At 43.3% G+C, this 17,782-nt stretch carries 15 protein-coding genes and 1 pseudogene; 2 read left to right on the top strand and 14 right to left on the bottom strand.

Annotated features, from left to right (window positions below; genetic code table 11):
• Nucleotides 1-49: 49 nt before the first annotated feature.
• The 6 genes from leuS to YYK_RS09230 form a co-directional block, all read right to left on the bottom strand.
• Nucleotides 50-2,551: a leucine--tRNA ligase gene (gene leuS / locus YYK_RS09200; protein ID WP_012775383.1), complete on the bottom strand. Its 2,502-nt coding sequence runs from the start codon at nt 2,549-2,551 to the stop codon at nt 50-52.
• A gap of 102 nt (nt 2,552-2,653) precedes the next feature.
• Nucleotides 2,654-4,546, bottom strand: a complete 1,893-nt coding sequence (locus YYK_RS09205) for a metalloendopeptidase (protein WP_012027960.1) — start codon at nt 4,544-4,546, stop codon at nt 2,654-2,656.
• 55 nt (nt 4,547-4,601) lie between these two features.
• The gene (locus YYK_RS09210) at nt 4,602-5,441 is read right to left on the bottom strand and encodes a metal ABC transporter permease (protein WP_012775384.1); all 840 of its coding nucleotides are present in this window, start codon (nt 5,439-5,441) and stop codon (nt 4,602-4,604) included.
• Nucleotides 5,434-6,294, bottom strand: a complete 861-nt coding sequence (locus YYK_RS09215; RefSeq protein ID WP_012775385.1) for a metal ABC transporter permease — start codon at nt 6,292-6,294, stop codon at nt 5,434-5,436. Before YYK_RS09215 ends, YYK_RS09210 begins: the two co-directional genes overlap by 8 nt.
• Nucleotides 6,287-7,057: a metal ABC transporter ATP-binding protein gene (locus YYK_RS09220; protein ID WP_009910969.1), complete on the bottom strand. Its 771-nt coding sequence runs from the start codon at nt 7,055-7,057 to the stop codon at nt 6,287-6,289. The genes YYK_RS09215 and YYK_RS09220 overlap by 8 nt, the downstream gene beginning before the upstream one ends.
• A 553-nt stretch (nt 7,058-7,610) precedes the next feature.
• A complete protein-coding gene (locus YYK_RS09230; protein WP_012775387.1) occupies nt 7,611-8,534 on the bottom strand; it encodes a metal ABC transporter solute-binding protein, Zn/Mn family in 924 nt (307 codons plus the stop codon).
• 125 nt (nt 8,535-8,659) lie between these two features.
• Here YYK_RS09230 and YYK_RS09235 point away from each other — a divergent pair, with 125 nt between their 5' ends.
• Nucleotides 8,660-9,319 carry a metal-dependent transcriptional regulator gene (locus tag YYK_RS09235; protein ID WP_012027964.1) on the top strand — a complete coding sequence of 220 codons (660 nt, stop codon included), beginning with the start codon at nt 8,660-8,662 and terminating at the stop codon, nt 9,317-9,319.
• 35 nt (nt 9,320-9,354) lie between these two features.
• Here the strand turns inward: YYK_RS09235 and YYK_RS09240 are convergent, their stop codons facing one another.
• From YYK_RS09240 to YYK_RS09270, 8 genes and pseudogenes are all read right to left on the bottom strand, one after another.
• Nucleotides 9,355-9,630 carry a hypothetical protein gene (locus tag YYK_RS09240; RefSeq protein ID WP_014636530.1) on the bottom strand — a complete coding sequence of 92 codons (276 nt, stop codon included), beginning with the start codon at nt 9,628-9,630 and terminating at the stop codon, nt 9,355-9,357.
• Between the two features lie 97 nt (nt 9,631-9,727).
• Entirely contained in the window at nt 9,728-10,402 is a 675-nt protein-coding gene (locus YYK_RS09245; RefSeq protein ID WP_012775389.1) for a CPBP family intramembrane glutamic endopeptidase, read from the bottom strand.
• 63 nt (nt 10,403-10,465) lie between these two features.
• Nucleotides 10,466-10,675 carry a CPBP family glutamic-type intramembrane protease gene (locus tag YYK_RS10545; protein ID WP_105202340.1) on the bottom strand — a complete coding sequence of 70 codons (210 nt, stop codon included), beginning with the start codon at nt 10,673-10,675 and terminating at the stop codon, nt 10,466-10,468.
• Nucleotides 10,655-11,286, bottom strand: a pseudogene (locus YYK_RS09250) (response regulator transcription factor); the annotation flags it as partial. The gene YYK_RS10545 and the pseudogene YYK_RS09250, both read right to left, overlap by 21 nt.
• 177 nt (nt 11,287-11,463) lie before the next feature.
• A complete protein-coding gene (locus tag YYK_RS09255; RefSeq protein ID WP_014636172.1) occupies nt 11,464-11,604 on the bottom strand; it encodes a putative holin-like toxin in 141 nt (46 codons plus the stop codon).
• A 154-nt stretch (nt 11,605-11,758) separates the two neighbouring features.
• Nucleotides 11,759-11,944 carry a hypothetical protein gene (locus tag YYK_RS09260; RefSeq protein ID WP_014636173.1) on the bottom strand — a complete coding sequence of 62 codons (186 nt, stop codon included), beginning with the start codon at nt 11,942-11,944 and terminating at the stop codon, nt 11,759-11,761.
• Nucleotides 11,945-12,019: 75 nt separating this feature from the next.
• Nucleotides 12,020-12,463, bottom strand: a complete 444-nt coding sequence (gene dtd, locus YYK_RS09265; RefSeq protein ID WP_012027970.1) for a D-aminoacyl-tRNA deacylase — start codon at nt 12,461-12,463, stop codon at nt 12,020-12,022.
• Between the two features lies 1 nt (nt 12,464).
• Complete coding sequence (locus YYK_RS09270; protein WP_012028572.1) at nt 12,465-14,666, bottom strand: RelA/SpoT family protein; 2,202 nt, start codon at nt 14,664-14,666, stop codon at nt 12,465-12,467.
• Between the two features lie 255 nt (nt 14,667-14,921).
• Here YYK_RS09270 and sntA point away from each other — a divergent pair, with 255 nt between their 5' ends.
• Complete coding sequence (gene sntA / locus YYK_RS09275; RefSeq protein ID WP_012027972.1) at nt 14,922-17,363, top strand: heme-binding protein SntA; 2,442 nt, start codon at nt 14,922-14,924, stop codon at nt 17,361-17,363.
• Nucleotides 17,364-17,782 lie beyond the last annotated feature (419 nt).

Raw genomic sequence — 17,782 nt, forward strand, 5'->3', positions numbered from 1 at the left:
AATACAAAAACGACCTCCAATACGGAAGTCGTTTTCTTATTATTTACATTTATTTCACAACAATATTAACTAGTTTATTCGGAACACTAATCACCTTCACCACTGTTTGACCAGCTATTTCAGCTTGGACTTTTTCATCTGCAAGGGCAACTTTTTCAAGTTCAGCTGGTGCTAAGTCTTTGGCTACGGTCAAGCGAGCTTTTACCTTGCCTTTGATTTGGACAACGATTTCCACTTCGCTTTCTACCAGCTTGCTTTCGTCATATGTTGGCCATGCGACATAGCTGATTGACTGGCCTGTATTTGCAAGACCCTGCCAGAGTTCTTCTGCCAAGTGTGGTGCAAATGGGGCGATCAATTGGACAAAACCTTTGGCGTAGTCAACATAAAGCTTGTCTTCCTTGTTGGCTGCGTTGACAAAAATCATGAGCTGGGCGATAGCTGTGTTGAATTTCAGGTCTTCAATATGCTCTGTCACCGTCTTCACAGTTTCATTGTAAACTTTATCAAGCGCTCCGCTATTTTCCGCCACAAGCTCCTTAGTGGTTAAGAGGCGATAGACACGGTCAAGGAACTTACGGCTGCCTTCGAGACCTTCTTCTGACCAAGCGATTGACGCATCAAGTGGACCCATGAACATTTCATAAACACGGAGAGTGTCCGCACCGAATTGCTCGACCACATCATCTGGGTTAACCACGTTTTTAAGAGACTTAGACATCTTAGCAGGTGCCTGCTCCAACTCTTCACCAGTTTCCATGTGGAAGAAGGACCCATCGCGTTTTTCAACTTTATCTGTCGCTACAAGGGCACCACGGCTGTCGCGGTAGCTAGTTCCCAAAATCATCCCTTGGTTAAAGAGTTTTTGGAATGGCTCTTTGGTCGGCACAACGCCAAGGTCGTAAAGGAACTTGTGCCAGAAGCGAGCGTAGAGCAGGTGAAGGACTGCGTGCTCAGCACCACCGATGTAGATGTCCACTGGCAACCAAGCTTTGAGAAGATCCTCGTCTGCCAATTTCTCATCATTGTGCGGGTCGATATAGCGGAGGTAGTACCAGCTAGAACCCGCCCATTGTGGCATAGTGTTGGTTTCACGGCGACCTTTAACACCGTCTTCACGCACCACTTCCAACCAGTCTGTCAAGTTAGCAAGAGGTGACTCCCCTGTACCTGAAGGCTTGATGTCTGAGGTTTTTGGCAATACCAAAGGTAACTCATTTTCTGGTACGGCTGTGGAAGTTCCATCTTCCCAGTGGATGATTGGAATTGGCTCACCCCAATAACGCTGGCGGCTGAAGAGCCAGTCGCGGAGGCGGTAAGAAATCTTCTCCTGACCGACACCGTTTTCTTCCAACCAAGCTACCATTTTGGCAATAGCTTCTTCCTTGTTAAGACCATCTAGGAAATCAGAATTGATGTGGGCACCGTCCTCTGTGTAAGGAGCTTCTTCTACATTGCCACCTTCCAGAACTGGAATAATGTCCAAACCAAACTGTTTGGCAAATTCCCAGTCACGCTCGTCATGAGCAGGAACGGCCATGATAGCACCTGTTCCGTAGCTTGCCAGTACATAGTCGGCAATCCAGATTGGAATTTCTTTACCGTTGACAGGGTTGATGGCATAAGCACCTGTCCAGACACCGGTCTTGTCTTTAGCCAGGTCAGTACGAGCCAGGTCTGATTTGAGAGAGGCTTGGCGTTTGTATTCTGCCACAGCTTCTGCTTGTTCAGCTGATGTGATACTATCTACCAAGTCATGCTCAGGGGCAAGGACTGCGTAGGTCGCACCGAAAAGGGTGTCAGGACGGGTAGTAAAGACTGTGAAGTCCTTATCTGTGTCCTTAATCTTGAAAGTCACATTGGCACCCGTAGACTTGCCAATCCAGTTGCGTTGCATATCCTTGATAGACTCTGGCCAATCAACTTCTTCTAAGTCATTAAGCAAACGCTCTGCATAGGCCGTTATTTTCAACATCCATTGGCGCATTGGCTTGCGGACAACTGGATAACCACCACGTTCAGACGTTCCGTCAGGAAGGACCTCTTCGTTGGCGATAGCTGTTCCCAATTCTTCTACCCAGTTTACAGGCACTTCTGCCTCATAGGCTAGGCCTTTTTCATACAATTTGGTGAAAATCCACTGAGTCCACTTGTAGTAGTTAGGGTCAGTCGTATTAACCTCGCGGTCCCAGTCGTAAGAAAAGCCAAGGGCGTTAATCTGACGTTTGAAGTTGGCAATATTTTCCGCCGTAAAGTCAGCTGGGTCATTGCCTGTATCCATAGCGTATTGCTCAGCTGGCAGACCAAAGGCATCCCAACCCATTGGGTGAAGAACGTTGTAACCTTGGGCACGCTTGTAACGGCTGAGAATGTCCGTCGCCGTATAGCCCTCAGGGTGACCAACGTGCAAGCCCGCACCAGACGGATAAGGGAACATATCTAGGGCATAAAAGTTTGGCTTTTCTGCATCTGTTCCTGTCTTAAAAGTATGATTTTTTGCCCAAAATTCTTGCCATTTGGGCTCGATTTCCTTGTGATTATAGAAGCTCATGTCATTTCTCCATGTCAATAAATTATCTTTACTATTATATCACGTTTTGGGGGAATTGGGAAAGACAAAAACAGCCAGTTTTCACTAGCTGTTTTCCCATTTTTACCAAATAATCACACGGTCTTCTTTGGCACGCCACATGCCGTCGCCTTCTTGAACGCCAAATGTTTCATGGAATTCATCGAAGTTTGGCAACTGGATGTTGGTGCGTAGGTGACCTGGTGCATGGACATCGACACTAGCCAACATCTGCATGAACTCAGGACGAGCCTTCATTCGCCAGATGCGAGCAAAGTTAGTGAAGAATTCCTCTGCGGAGAAGTCATCTTCTGACTTGGCTGCTTCTAGGGCTGCCGCAATCCCACCAAGGTCGGCAATGTTTTCTGACACGGTCAATTTACCATTGATTTTGGCACCGTAAGAATCCTGACCCTCAAACTGGTCGATGACCTGCTGAGTACGAGCTTCAAAGGCAGCATAGTCTTCCTCTGTCCACCAGTTATTAAGGCTACCATGCTCATCAAAGGAAGCACCGTTTGAGTCAAAGGCATGAGAAATCTCGTGGGCAATAACCGCACCGATACCGCCGTAGTTAGCTGATGAAGACTGCTCCAGAGAGTAGAAAGGCGCCTGCAAAATGGCCGCTGGGAAGACAATCAAGTTCTTCTGTGGATTGTAGTAGGCGTTGACCATGTGAGCTGGCATGCCCCATTCCTTAATGTCCACAGGCTTGTTCCACTTGCTCCAACCATGAGCAATGTCAATCTTGTTTAGTTCGATGGCATTTTCCACCAAGGACTTGCTTGGGTCAACAAGCTTCTTATAATAACGCTCTGGCAAGGCTTCTGGGTAACCGATATAAGGCTTGATAACATTGAGTTTGACAATGGCCTTGTCACGCGTTTCCTGAGCCAACCAGTCTGCCGTTTCCAAACGAGATTTGTAAACCTCAATCATCTTGGCAACTTTGGCTTCCACATCGGCCTTGGCTTCTGGTGAGAATTTTTCTCCTGCATACCAAAGACCGAGGGCTTGGTTAAAGTAGCCTTGTGCCAAGTTGTAGGCTGCTTTTTCTTGGTTTTGCGCCTGCGGTGTACCAGAAAGAGCACGGCTGTAGGCTCCTGCTAGAATACGGATTTCATCCGACAGGAAGGCTGTATAAGCTCCTGCCGCTTTCAAGATCAAGGTCGCCTTCAAAAGCTCCCAATTATCCGCACAGTAAATGTCCTTTGCAGCCTGCCAGAAACGTTCCTCAGGCACGATAATCTTGTCTGGCGTTTGACCTAAAATCGCTGTGAAGAAATCATCCAAAGGCAACTCTGGTGCCAAGGCAGTAAAATCTGCCCACTCGTAGGGGTGATAGAGTTTTGCATACTCAGAACCCTCTTCATTTGACAGAACATACTTGGCAATCGTGGCATCTAGTTCCAAACGCTTGTCCAAGAGGTCCTTGATTTCCTCATCACTGAAACCAAACTTAGGTAAGAGGGCTTCTTGGCTCTCTCTCCACGTTTTGAGCAACTCTGCTCCTTTTTCATGCCCTTCTTCATAGTAGGTCGTATCTGGCAGGATAATGCCTAGAGAATCTGCCCAGAGGACATTGGTGGTCGCGTCCATAAAGTCAGGTGCCACACCGAAAGGCATGAGGTTTGGCTTGCCTGCCAACTCATATTCTGCCAGCTTGCTGGTAAATTCTTCGAAAGAGTTGAGAGCCTTGTACTCTGCAATCAAGGCCTGGGCAGGTTCTGCACCCAAACGGTCACGGATTTCATAGTCAGCTACTTGTTTGTGAAAAGCCACAAAGTTTTGCAAAACGCTATCTTCTGGGACATCTTCTCCCGCCAACCAAGCGTTTGTCGTGTCAATCATGAGCTTTTCAATCTCATCCGCCAAGTCCGTGAAACCACCTGTTCTTGGCTTATCATCTGGAATCACGGCTGTTTTTGCCCATTCACCATTGACGTATTCGTAAAAATCATCTTGTAAACGTATCATTGATTTTCTCCTTTGTCTTTCTTAATGACTATAATAACAAAAAATTCTGACAATTTCACTTATCAGATGACCGTGACCAAGTATTTTTTAGAATAATACTCGAACAAACCACAAGAAGGCTGACAACGGCACAGGTCCCTGACATGGTTAAATCCAGTTGATTGGCCACTAAAAAACCTAGCACAACCGTTAGAATAGCGATACCTTGCCCTAAAAGAAGCAATTGCCAAAAGGATTTGACCCAACATAGGGCAGCCATACTTGGTGCCACCAAGAAAACAATAACAGTCATCGAACCAATCGCTTCAAAGGCCAGAACAGTAGTTAAGGAAACTAGAATCAAAATAACCATTTCTAAAATCCTTGTTCGTAAGCCAGACAAACGAGCATGGTTGCTGTCAAATAGGTACACTTGTAAACGATGGTAAGCCCACGCAAAAAATAGAACAATAACCAACCAAGCCAAACTCGACTTGACCAGACTAACAGGGAGTGACCAGGCTAGAACATCCATACGATGGAGCGGAGCAAAAAGTACTTCCCCCTGCAAAACCAGATCCACATCCAAGTGAACATTGCGAGCAAAAAGAGAAATAAGTAAAACCGCCACCGCAAAAAAGAAAGAAAAAACTAGACCTGTTGCGGCATCATGCGCTATCTTTCGACTATGCAGACGGTCAATGGCAAGAACCGATAATAACCCAAACAGACTGGCACCAACTATTAGCAATGGCGAATCCAAACTATGACTAATAAAAAATCCCAGAACAATCCCAAGCAAAACAGAATGCGATAGCGCATCTGCCAGCATTGATTGATTTTTTACAACCAGTATCGAGCCGAGCAAGCCACAAGAACTAGCAATAACCATCAAAATGAGTAATACTTCAAACACGACCATTCTCCTTTCTGACATAGGTAATATACACAAATGCAGACAGGGTCAGACCTGTCAGACAGACGATAATAGTCGGTCCGGTCGACAAACCAGATACACTGGAGCTAATCCAGGTCCCTACGAAAGCCGACCCAATTGCAACGATTCCTGCCAGTAATAGACTCTTGTGATACGATTTTCCCAGCATCAAGCCAAAGACAGCTGGTGCAATCAAAAAACTACTCATCAAAATAGCTCCGACTAACTTTAATCCTACTGCAATTAGGCAAATCATCAAAAACATCGTCAACTGCTGCAAGTACTTTACACGAACACCAATAACCCTTGCAAAAGTTTGATCAAACAGATATAGCTTATAGTCTTGATAAAAGAAAGCAAACAATGCCAAAGCCAATAGAGAAATAATTCCGATGAGTATCACATCATCCAGCTGAATAAAGGCTGCCTGTCCAAATAGATAGGTTTGCAATCCAGCCTGGGAAGCCCCTGCAAAGGCTTCATTTCCCTGAATAGCATTTTTCAAGACCATTCCCAAACCAAAGAAAGAAGCAGACACCAATGAAAGGGCATTGACTAGGCTGTGACCTCCTTTTCGACGCAGCCAATGGACAAGTGCATAAGAAAGGTAACCTGACAACACTGCTCCTAACAGCAAGTAGAGAGGATGTCGCGACTGAAAAATCATGAAAGAGACAATCACTCCAGGATAAGAAGCATGCCCAAGAGCATCCCCAAGCAAACTCTGTTTAGTAAGAACAGATATACTTCCGATAGTGCTGGCTGCTACAGCTAGGCTGACGGTCCCTAAAGCAACTGTCCAGAAAGAATACTCTTTGAAAACCTCAAACATGACTGCCTCCTTTGGCATTTCCTAGAAACAACCCATTTCCTATGCCGTAGGTCGCCTGATAATTCTCGCTTGTCAAAGTCTCATCCATCGGACCAGAGTCAATCACATGCTTATGAAGCCAGACAAGGTGATCAAAGTAGGCATCCAGCGTCGTTAAGTCATGATGAATGACAATGGAAGTTTTCCCTTCACATTGGAACTCCTTGAGCATATCCATGATCATGATTTCTGTTGCCTGATCAATCCCTGCTAGAGGCTCATCCATAAGATACAATTCTGCTTCCTGTGCCAGGGCTCTCGCTAAAAATACCCGCTGACGCTGCCCACCTGAAAGCTGATCAATCTGACGATGGCGTAAATCCGCAATTTTTAACCGTTCTAGAGCCTGCTCAACAATCTGTCTATCAGCCTTAGTCGGTCTTCTAAACATTCCCTTACTATGAGCGAAGCGTCCCATCAGAACAATTTCAAAGACTGTTGCAGGAAATTGCCAATTTACTTGACTGGATTGGGGAATATAGGCTACTTTTTGAGCAATCAACCTCTCTAGACCTGCCTCCTGACCAAGCAAGCGAACCTGCCCTGTGTCAGGTTTTTCCAACCCCAAAATGACCTTGAATAGACTGGACTTCCCAGCACCATTTGGTCCAACAATAGCCGTCCGACTCCCTCTGGGAATCACCAAATTGACATCTTCTAAAGCCATGGTCTGGCTGGCTGTATATGCTAAATTGACATCTTTTAATTCAATGATTGCTGACATATTTCCTCCTATTTTTAAAAATGATATGCCTCATTCATACTCAATGAAAATCAAAACCAGACCAACCTACCAAGCTGAGAAAGTCGATAAGATTAAGATACCGTACCAACAAATTGCTGGCAAACCCTATACATCGCTTATTTCAACACATCAGTACATGAATTTGATTTTCGCAGAGCACCAATGCTTCCTTCAATCGTATGTTTATAAATCTGTTAAAAATGGTCCAAAAACGGAAAGAACTCAACCTAGACCGAGTCCTTTTTACTACTCATTTGAAATCTCTATTCACGCACAGACTACTGATATATAAAGTCCCGCTGTAAACCAAGATCATCGAGGTCTACAAGCGGTATTTCTAGTCAAGGACCTCAATAACTGGTGTGATTTGCTACTAACGCCTATCCTCCCCCAAGCGTTACCACCTCCAATAGAAAGAGCCCTATACCGCTTGTGCTCGAAACAATTGATTGTCCCTCATATTGGTACCTATCAACTCTATCTTTGGTAATATCTCTAGTCTTCATTGAATAGCAAGTCCGTTCGACCTGTACTATTTCAGATATTTAACCATCAGTTTAACATTATGTTTGTACATGTCGATAAAGGTATCCCCTTCCTCGCCTTCTGGTGCCAAGGAATCTGAGAACAACTCTTTACCTTCGCCAGTAACAACTTCAACCTGACCACCTTTGGCTTTTACTGCCTCTTGCAATTTCTTCATGCGTTCTGGATTGGTTGTAGACTCTGTAAAGATAGCCTTGATATTATGGTCGATGATTAGGTTAACTGTCTCAATCATGTCACTGTTAGCCACTTCTGAGTCGGTGCTCACGCCTTGAGGAGCATAAAGAGTGAAGTCATAACTAGCAGCAAAGTAATTAAAGGCATCATGTGGTGTTACCAAATAGCGACTTTCTTTTGGAATCACACTTAATTCTTTTTCTACCCAGGCATGCAAATCATCTAGCTGCGCTTGGTATTTTTCTGTATTTTTCTGAATCATCTCAGCTTTAGCAGGTAAGAGTTTTTGTAGTTCCTCTGAAGCTACAGCTACAGCTGACTTGTACAAGGGAATTGAAAACCAGAAGTGCGGATCGACAATCTCTTCTCCATCCTCATCCATCGTATTCAAGTCTTTTGCATTAAAGTTTTTAGAAACAGCTACTCCGGTCTTCTCCAAAGCTTCAACCATTTTACCTTCAAAGTGCAAACCGTGATAGAGAACAAGGTCAGCCTTTTGTAATTTTGATAAATCACTAGATTTGGCTACATACAAATGAGGGTCTTCTCCTGCTGGAATCAGCAAATCACGTTCCACCTCATCACCCGCCAACTGATAGACCATGTCATTGAGGAAGGAAGTAGTCACAGCCACTCTTGGCTTACTAGAGCCTTCTGTGGTTTGCGATGGACGACAAGCTCCTAACCCTATTAGGGACAATAGCAGAGCAAAACTGAACAATATTTTCTTCATATAGGTTCTCCTTTTATTTTTATTAAGCATACCTAACTATATAATTAGATTAATCTAAAAAAATCATTTTGTCAACTGATTTTTAAATTTTTTGATATAATAGTTTCAGAAGAAAGCGAGTTCTCATGACACCAAACAAAGAAGATTACCTAAAATGTATTTATGAACTGGGTCAATTAGACCAAAAAATTACCAATAAACTCATCGCAGAGAAGATGGCCTTCTCCGCACCAGCCGTTTCCGAAATGCTCAAAAAAATGGTAGCCGAAGAGCTCATTTCTAAGGATGCCAAGGCAGGTTATCTCCTCAGTCAAACTGCCCTTGAAATGGTAGCCAGCCTCTATCGCAAACACCGCTTGATTGAGGTATTCTTAGTTGAGCAACTTGGCTACTCTCCAGAAGAAGTACATGAAGAGGCTGAGATTTTAGAACACACCGTTTCAGATCACTTTATCAATCGCCTAGACCTGCTACTGGAACAGCCTCAAACTTGTCCTCACGGGGGAAGCATTCCTCAAGCAGGACAACCGCTCATCGAACGCTACCAGACACGGCTGTCACAGCTAACTGAGACAGGGAACTACCAGCTTGTCCGTATCCATGACTTCTATCAACTCCTTCAGTACTTGGAACAACATGAATTAGCTGTCGGTGATTTACTAACCGTCACAGCCTTCGACCAGTTTGCCCAGACCATCACCATCCAGTACAAGGACAAAGAGCTCGCCGTCCCAACAGCCATCGCTCAACAATTATTCATCGAAAAAAGCAATCGCCCAGCCTAAACAAGCTGAGCGATTTTTTCTTCTAAAATAAATAGTTACCTCTTTTTCAAATTACGGAAAATAGATCTGGCTGCAAAAAATAGTTGCCCACATACATACACCAACCAAAGTAGGAAACCTATATAAAAACAGCCCAATAGAAAATGAGGGTTATAGGTTAAAGGCTGCAAGACAAACATGAGAATCCCTACCAACCCCCACCGCATACCCCAGGTCATCTTTCTCTGGATAATCCACTCCAGCCAATCTTCTCCAACTGAACTTCTGGTTTCCAGATACTCTTGATTAAGGTCTTGAAAAAATTTTCTCATATTTCTGCCCACCTCTGCACTTGATAGTTAGCAATTATAAAATTGCCAACTTCCTCTCAGTATACAGGCATTTCCACAAAATGTCTACTGTCAATTTTTATCCACCAATCTGCACCAAACCAAATAAAATTTGGAGGAATAAAATGGAGGCATTATAGAAGCTATGTGCAAGGATAGTATCCGTCATTCGTCTATTGCACATATACAGATAGCCCAGATAAGCCCCTGTGATAAAGTGACCTAAAAATGCCACTGAAAAGTTCCAGGTATGACAATAAGCAAATAGAAGGGCAGAAAATACGATGACCATTTGAGGATGCTTAGGAAAATACTGGGCTGTCTTTTCTAACAAAATTCCTCTGTAAAGAAATTCTTCTAAAACTGGAGCAAACAAGACAACTGAGAGAGCCATCACCCCAAAATTGTCCGAATTTAACTGATTGACTGTATCCATGGCGTTAGAATCACTAAGGCTAAGACCCAAATACTGCCAAAAGAGGTTCAGGCAAGTTTGTCCAGTAAATACCAGTGCTGTCATTCCGACTATTTTTAAAACATTCAGCTTCTCTCTTGAAAAGACTTGATGCTTCATCATTCCTCGTCTGATGACAGAAAGTAGTGCCAATATTGGAAGACCAAGCCCTATCATGACTGCAAGTTTTAGTAGCACATTCTCTTGAAAGGCTGTTATCCCCACATAAGCTGGAAATTGAATGAGCAAAGTGAGCAGCAAGGTACCCACTGCTAAAACGATGGATTTTATTATTTTCATATTCTCTCTCCTTTCCATTGTCATTTATAACCTACTCAATTGTTTTTCACAATGTTCACACCTTTAAACACTTATAACATTTAAAATGGTCACAATACTGTTCGACAAGATATGTGCCACTATCGGATATTTGAGATGGTTCGTTTTATAGTAAATCCAAGAAAACAAAAATCCTGGAAAAAGTGCCGACCAGAAACTCAAAGAAATTTCATAACTATGTACAAAAGCAAATAAAACTGCTGTAATTAACACGCTAATATTTAATGGATTCACTACACAAGAACGATGTGCCTGGTAAAGTCTTTCATCAGCTTTCGCTATATCCGATACTTTCCCGTAAAACTCTGTCTGACCTGTTTTCGTTTTTAAAATGACTTTATGAATCGTTGATGATTTTCAAAATAAAGGATGTCACTAAAAGGAACTTGAATATGAGCAGTTTCAGTTTTGTATACAAAAGAATTTTCAGCTACAGTATGATCAATATTTTCAAAAGCATGCACTAAGACATCTGATACTGCCTTTTGAAAGTCACTATCCTCCAGGCCTTTATCTATAAAATCTAAAGCAGAAACCTGATAACGATATGTTACTGGCATAAATTCTGAGTGAGTTGTTACAAAGACAATAACAGCATAAGGATCTCGAGCCCGGATTTCTTTAGCGATTTCCATTCCTTTCTTTTCTTCTCCTTTTATTTCAATATCTAAAAAGAAAAATTGATGATTCCCTGCTTCCTCAATTGATTCCAATAATTGATTTGGTTTACCAAAAACTTCTAGGAATTTATACCTTACTGACGTTTCTTCAACACACTGCCTAATAGCATTTTCTAACCTGCTCTGCTGAAAAAAATCATCTTCTAATACAAAAATATTAAGCATTGCTATCTCCTAAACTTTTTGTAAGTTATAATCATTATTATAGCATATTTAGACAAAAGATAAGTGTCCAACTTGACTTGGTAGACCTGCCAATGTATAATAAACATAGGAAAAGGTAGTTGCTGGAAACAACTACCCCTTGCAGAACCGTTTAAGACGGTGGCTTGTTATAAATTATTAAAAAATAACCGTGAACTCGCCAAAGTTATAGACGGTTATTTTTTTTGTCGTTTTCACCAATTCAAGTACTAACATCACGAGAGCGATAACAAAGTTACCAGCTACAAACATGAGTGTTAAGACCTCAAAGGTTGACAAAGATAGCTTCTCCTTTCTGTTAGATTTTGATGATTTGCCCATAGACACCACCTACCTTTCAGAAATTAGAGCCACCGTCTTTACTTTTCTGCAAAAACTATTATAGCACAGTTAATAAAGAATTGTAGTCCAATTTACACATCAAAAAACCAGCCTACTTGGGCTGGTCTTCTTGGAGTCGCTCTCTTAGGCGACGACGGTATAAAATCTGCGATGGAATGAAGTAAAGAAAACTTGCCAAAATAATCCAACGTTTATCTATTCCACTAAAGTAAATCACCAAAATCAAAAGAAAGGCAATCGTCAAATAAAAGAAATGATTTGTGAGCAATTTTTTCATAGCATCCTCCATACCTATTTTTCAATATTAGTATATCAAAATACACAAATAGAGTACATACCATTGCCAAAAGTTTTACTTATTTTTCGTATCCAAAACAATGGTCACCGGCCCATCATTGACCAGGCTAACCGCCATATCCGCCCCAAAAACGCCCACTTCAACAGGCACAAAGGCTGACAAGGCCTGGTTAAAAGCATCATAGAGTTGGCTGGCTAGGGCAGGAGCTGCCGCTCCTGTAAAGGCAGGGCGATTGCCTTTTTTTGTATCCGCAAAAAGCGTAAATTGGGAAATGGATAAAATCTTGCCCGCCACATCTTGAACAGACTTGTTCATCTTGCCTGCCTCATCTGAAAAAATCCGCATATTGACAATTTTACGAACAGCATAGTCCAGGTCTTCCTGGCTGTCATCTGGCCCCACACCGACTAGGAGCAAAAGCCCTTGTTCAATTTGCCCATGGATACTTCCTTCGATGGTCACACTAGCCTGTGATACACGTTGTAATACAATTTTCATCTTATCCGTTGGTCCTTTTCACTGAGTAAACTTCTGGCACCGACTTGATCTTGTCCACCAGACTGGTCAAGGTTGCCAGGTTAGAAATGCCAAAGGAAACGTGGATGGTCGCAAACTTCATATCCTTGGTTGGCTGGGCATTGACTGACGAAATATTCTTGCTGGCATTGGTCAAAACCTTGAGGACATCGTTGAGAAGACCTGAGCGGTTGAGACCGTAAATGTCAATGTTTGCCATGTATTCCTTGGTCGAATTCTCATCCTCCCAGTCCACATCAATCAAGCGAACATCGTAGTTTTCTTGACTCTTGAGGTTCATACAGTCCACACGGTGGACCGCTACCCCACGCCCCTTGGTGATGTAGCCGACAATTTCATCGCCAGGTACTGGGTTACAACATTTGGCAATCCGTATCAGCAAGCCTGACGCTCCTTCAATGACCACGCCACCTTCGTGACGGATTTTCAGACTATCTTTGTTGTCGTGTTTGACTTCGCCACCGTTGACCAATTCATCCGCGACAGCTTTGGCCTTAGCCCGCTCAGCTTCGCGACGTTCTTTCTCTGTCAGACGGTTAAAGATTGATATGGCAGAAACTTCTCTAAAACCAACTGCCGCAAAAAGGGATTCGTCGGTCTTATAGCTGGTCTTTTGCAGGACCTCATCCATGTGGCGACGGTCCAGGTATTGGTTGGGAACGTAGCCATTTTCTTGGAGTAGGTTCTGAAGCATCTCACGCCCTTTTGAAACAGACAATTCCTTGTCCTGATTCTTGAAGAACTGCTTGATTTTATTGCGAGCCTTGTGAGTTTTAACCAAGTTGACCCAGTCACGACTTGGACCGAAAGAGTTGGCAGAGGTGATGATTTCCACCTGATCGCCTGTCTTGAGCTTGGTCGTCAGAGGCACCATACGGCCGTTGACCTTGGCACCTGTCGCCCGCTCGCCGACCTTGGTATGAATCTCATAGGCGAAGTCAATCGGTACGGAGTCCTTAGGCAACTCACGCACTGCACCATCTGGCGTGAAAACGTAAATACGCTCTGTAAAAATATCGTCCTTGACAGAATTTACAAAGGTTTGCGCATCCCCAGCCCCTTCTTGGAGTTCAATCAGGTTGTTAATCCAGCGCAACTCTTTTTCACTAGCAGTTGCCTTGCCACCACGCTTGTAGGCCCAGTGAGCCGCAACCCCGTACTCTGCAACCTGGTGCATTTCCATGGTCCGAATTTGGAACTCGATTGGACCTCTCGGTCCGTAAACCGTGGTATGAATAGACTGGTAGCCGTTAGCTTTTTGGTTGGCAATGTAGTCCTTGAAGCGACCTGGCATAGGTTTCCACAATTCATGAATATACCCTAACATAGCATAGACATCGCTCGGAGTATCCATGATACAACGAATGGCAATCAAGTCATATAGTTGATCAAACCGCTTTTTCTTATCGTGCATTTTGCGATAGATAGAGTAAATATGCTTGGGTCTACCGTAAATCTGACCATGTAGATGGCGCTCTTCTGTATAATCTCTTAGCTTCTCAACAACTTCATTGACCAACTCTTCCCGTTCACGACGCTTCTCACTCATCATTCGAGTAATCTTGTAGAATTCAATTTCATTGAGATAGCGGAAAGACATGTCTTCCAATTCCCACTTGATAGAAGAAATACCTAGACGGTGGGCAAGCGGTGCATAGATTTCCATTGTTTCACGTGAAATACGTTCCTGCTTGTCCTTGCGCAAGTGCTTAAGAGTCCGCATGTTGTGAAGGCGGTCTGCCAGTTTAACCAGAATGACCCGCATGTCTTGGGACATGGCTATCAGCATATTTCGGTGGTTTTCAGCCAACTGCTCCTCATGAGACTTATACTCAACCTTACCCAGTTTGGTCACACCGCCGACAATATGGCGAACCTCTGGACCAAATTCAGCCTCCATATCATCCAAAGTTACATCCGTATCTTCAACCACATCATGTAAGAAACCACAGGCAACCGTCACAGCATCCAGCTTGAGTCCTGCTAAAATACCTGCTACCTGGATCGGGTGTACAATATAGGGCTCGCCCGATTTACGAAATTGTGACTTGTGTGCCTCTGTCGCAAAATCCAAAGCTTTCTTGACAAATATAACATCTTCTTCCGGTAAATAGGTGGCTGTCAAAGCAACCACTTCCTCCCCAGTGTAGTTAATTTCTTTCATATCTCTACTCTTCCTCTTATATTTCCTACTATTCTACCATTTTCACGAAAAAAGAAAAAGGAATCTAACATAAGACTACTAATTACAAACAATCCAAACCAAGTTCAGATTCGGTGAACGTTCTTGTTTTCTTTCGTTTTCTTGTTATTTTCACTCGTTTTTCAAACGAACGTTCAGAATTAGTCTTGAATTTTGCATTTCTTAGCTGTATAATGATTGTAGAAGATTATTACAAAAAGAAAATGGAGGATTCTTATGAATTTTCGTTTCAGTAAGTGTGCCGTAGCACTCACACTAGCTCTCTTAGCTGCAAGCAATCCAAAATTAGCTCAAGCCGAAGAGATTCTCAACACAACTCCAGCTTCTTCAACAGAAGCAAGTCAGGCTGTACCAGTTGAATCTGACACCACAGAGGAAGCTGATAATACAGAATCTCCGGTTCCAGCCACTACCGAAGCTGAAAATCCAAGCTCTTCCGAGACAGCTGAAACTAGTGATCCTACAAGCGAGACAACTGACACAACTACTTCAGAAGCACGCACGGTCACTCCTGCTGCAACTGAAACTAGTCAGCCTGTTGAAGGACAAACTGTTGATGTTCGCATTCTCGCAACAACTGACCTCCATACGAACTTGGTCAACTATGACTATTACCAAGATAAACCTGTAGAGACACTGGGTCTAGCAAAAACAGCTGTTCTTATCGAAGAAGCAAAAAAAGAAAATCCAAATGTCGTATTGGTAGATAATGGAGACACCATTCAAGGTACTCCTCTTGGAAATTACAAGTCTATCGTTGATCCTATTGAAGAAGGTGAACAACATCCTATGTACGCCGCCTTAGAGACTCTGGGATTTGACGTCGGCACACTTGGCAACCACGAATTTAACTACGGCCTTGCCTACCTCGAAAAAGTAATTCGTACAGCCAACATGCCTCTAGTCAACGCCAATGTCCTCGATCCGACTACGAAAGACTTTCTCTACACCCCTTATACCATTGTGAAAAAGACATTCACAGACACCGAGGGTAAAAAGGTTACACTAAATGTCGGTGTTACAGGGATTGTTCCCCCTCAAATTCTCAACTGGGACAAAGCTTATCTAGAAGGAAAAGTGATTGTTCGTGATGCAGTTGAAGCCGTTCGCGATATTATCCCAACCATGCGAGAAAATGGCGCAGACATCGTTCTGGTCCTTTCCCACTCAGGTATCGGCGATGACCAATATGAAGTCGGCGAAGAAAATGTCGGTTACCAAATCGCCAGCCTGTCAGGAGTTGATGCGGTTATCACAGGTCACTCCCACGCAGAATTCCCAGGAACTGCCGAAAAACCAAGCTTCTATGCTAAATACTCTGGCGTAGATGATACAAATGGTAAAATCAACGGTACTCCTGTCACCATGGCGGGTAAATACGGTGATCACCTCGGCGTCATCGACCTCAATCTGGTCTTTAAAGATGGCAAATGGACAACTACTTCTAGCAAAGCGGCTATTCGTAAAATCGATACAAAATCATCTGTAGCAGATGGTCGCATCATCGACCTTGCTAAAGAAGCCCATAACGAAACCATCAAATATGTTCGTCAACAAGTCGGTGAAACAACTGCTCCAATCAACAGCTTCTTTGCCCTTGTTCAAGATGATCCATCTGTACAGATTGTTAACAATGCACAGATTTGGTATGCAAAACAACAGTTGGCGGGTACTTCAGAAGCTAATCTACCAATCCTATCTGCGGCTGCACCATTTAAGGCTGGTACTCGAGGCGATGCTTCAGCCTATACAGACATTCCTGCTGGCCCAATCGCCATCAAGAACGTAGCAGACCTTTACCTCTACGACAACGTTGTAGCCATCTTAAAAGTCAACGGTGCCCAACTCAAAGAATGGTTGGAAATGTCCGCAGGGCAATTCAACCAAGTTGACCTAAGCTCAACAGAGCCACAAAACCTAGTCAACACAGATTTCCGCACTTACAATTTTGACGTTATTGACGGAGTAACTTATCAGTACGATATTACGCAACCAAATAAATACGATCGTGATGGTAAGATAGTCAACGAAACTGCCAGCAGAGTTCGGAATCTGCAATACAATGGGCAAGATGTGACAGCTGATCAAGAATTCATCGTGGTGACCAACAACTACCGTGCAAACGGTACTTTCCCTGGGGTCCGCGAAGCTTCTATCAACCGATTGTTGAACCTGGAAAACCGCCAAGCCATCATCAATTATATTATCGCTGAGAAAGTTATCAATCCTACAGCAGACAATAACTGGACCTTTACAGATAGTATCAAGGGACTCGACCTCCGCTTCTTGACAGCAGACCGTGCGAAATCTCTAGTTACTGACCAAGAATGTATTGTCTACCTACAGGCTTCAACTGCCAGCGAAGGATTTGGCGAATTCAAATTTGTCTACACTGAATCTAAAGTAGTGACTCCAGATGAACAGCAGTCAGATCAAGGTAACACAGGTCAAGATATTGTACTCGAATCTGGTCAACGAATTACTCTTCCAGCGGTAAATCCACCTGCTCCTGCTCCACAACATAAATTGGCTAGTCCACATTCACAAGCGAGCACCAAGACACTCCCTGCAACAGGAGAAGCTACTTCTATGCTTAGTCTGCTCGGTCTCACTTTGATTGGTTTTGTCGGCGCATGGACTAAGAAAAAAGAACATTAAAATAGACGAGACTGAGCAAAAACTAGCCCTTGTTCAAGCCTCATTGCTTTTGACTCGTCACGAACCTCTTAATACTCAATGAAAATCAAAAGTAGCCTAGGAAACGAAGTCGAAGATAGAACTGGAGTTCATCAAGGCAAGTTGACAACGGATAATTTTGTTTTTCGAAGAGTATAAAGAGGCGTTCGTACGACTTGTCACTATACCAATACCCTTTTGCACTCAATAAAAAAACACAGATAGACTCAAGCTGATTTTGATGAAATCCAGCTAAGCTGTCTGTGTTTTTCTTTTGCTCCCATTGTTTTGGACTAATTTCTTAACCAATTTTCGTTAATACTCAATGAAAATAAAAATCAGACTAGGCGACGCAGATGCAGATAGAACCGAAGTTCATCAAATCAAGTTAACAATGTCTG

It is taken from the genome of Streptococcus suis S735 (genome assembly GCF_000294495.1).
Lineage (GTDB): Bacteria > Bacillota > Bacilli > Lactobacillales > Streptococcaceae > Streptococcus > Streptococcus suis.

Bases quoted from the DNA above. Each gene is read 5' to 3' on its own strand.
- YYK_RS09205 (WP_012027960.1), bottom strand. From the start codon at position 4,546: ATGATACGTTTACAAGATGATTTTTACGAATACGTCAATGGTGAATGG.
- sntA (WP_012027972.1), top strand. From the start codon at position 14,922: ATGAATTTTCGTTTCAGTAAGTGTGCCGTAGCACTCACACTAGCTCTC.
- YYK_RS09230 (WP_012775387.1), bottom strand. From the start codon at position 8,534: ATGAAGAAAATATTGTTCAGTTTTGCTCTGCTATTGTCCCTAATAGGG.
- YYK_RS09215 (WP_012775385.1), bottom strand. From the start codon at position 6,294: ATGTTTGAGGTTTTCAAAGAGTATTCTTTCTGGACAGTTGCTTTAGGG.
- YYK_RS09235 (WP_012027964.1), top strand. From the start codon at position 8,660: ATGACACCAAACAAAGAAGATTACCTAAAATGTATTTATGAACTGGGT.
- dtd (WP_012027970.1), bottom strand. From the start codon at position 12,463: ATGAAAATTGTATTACAACGTGTATCACAGGCTAGTGTGACCATCGAA.
- YYK_RS09240 (WP_014636530.1), bottom strand. From the start codon at position 9,630: ATGAGAAAATTTTTTCAAGACCTTAATCAAGAGTATCTGGAAACCAGA.
- YYK_RS09220 (WP_009910969.1), bottom strand. From the start codon at position 7,057: ATGTCAGCAATCATTGAATTAAAAGATGTCAATTTAGCATATACAGCC.
- YYK_RS09245 (WP_012775389.1), bottom strand. From the start codon at position 10,402: ATGAAAATAATAAAATCCATCGTTTTAGCAGTGGGTACCTTGCTGCTC.
- YYK_RS09270 (WP_012028572.1), bottom strand. From the start codon at position 14,666: ATGAAAGAAATTAACTACACTGGGGAGGAAGTGGTTGCTTTGACAGCC.
- YYK_RS09260 (WP_014636173.1), bottom strand. From the start codon at position 11,944: ATGAAAAAATTGCTCACAAATCATTTCTTTTATTTGACGATTGCCTTT.
- leuS (WP_012775383.1), bottom strand. From the start codon at position 2,551: ATGAGCTTCTATAATCACAAGGAAATCGAGCCCAAATGGCAAGAATTT.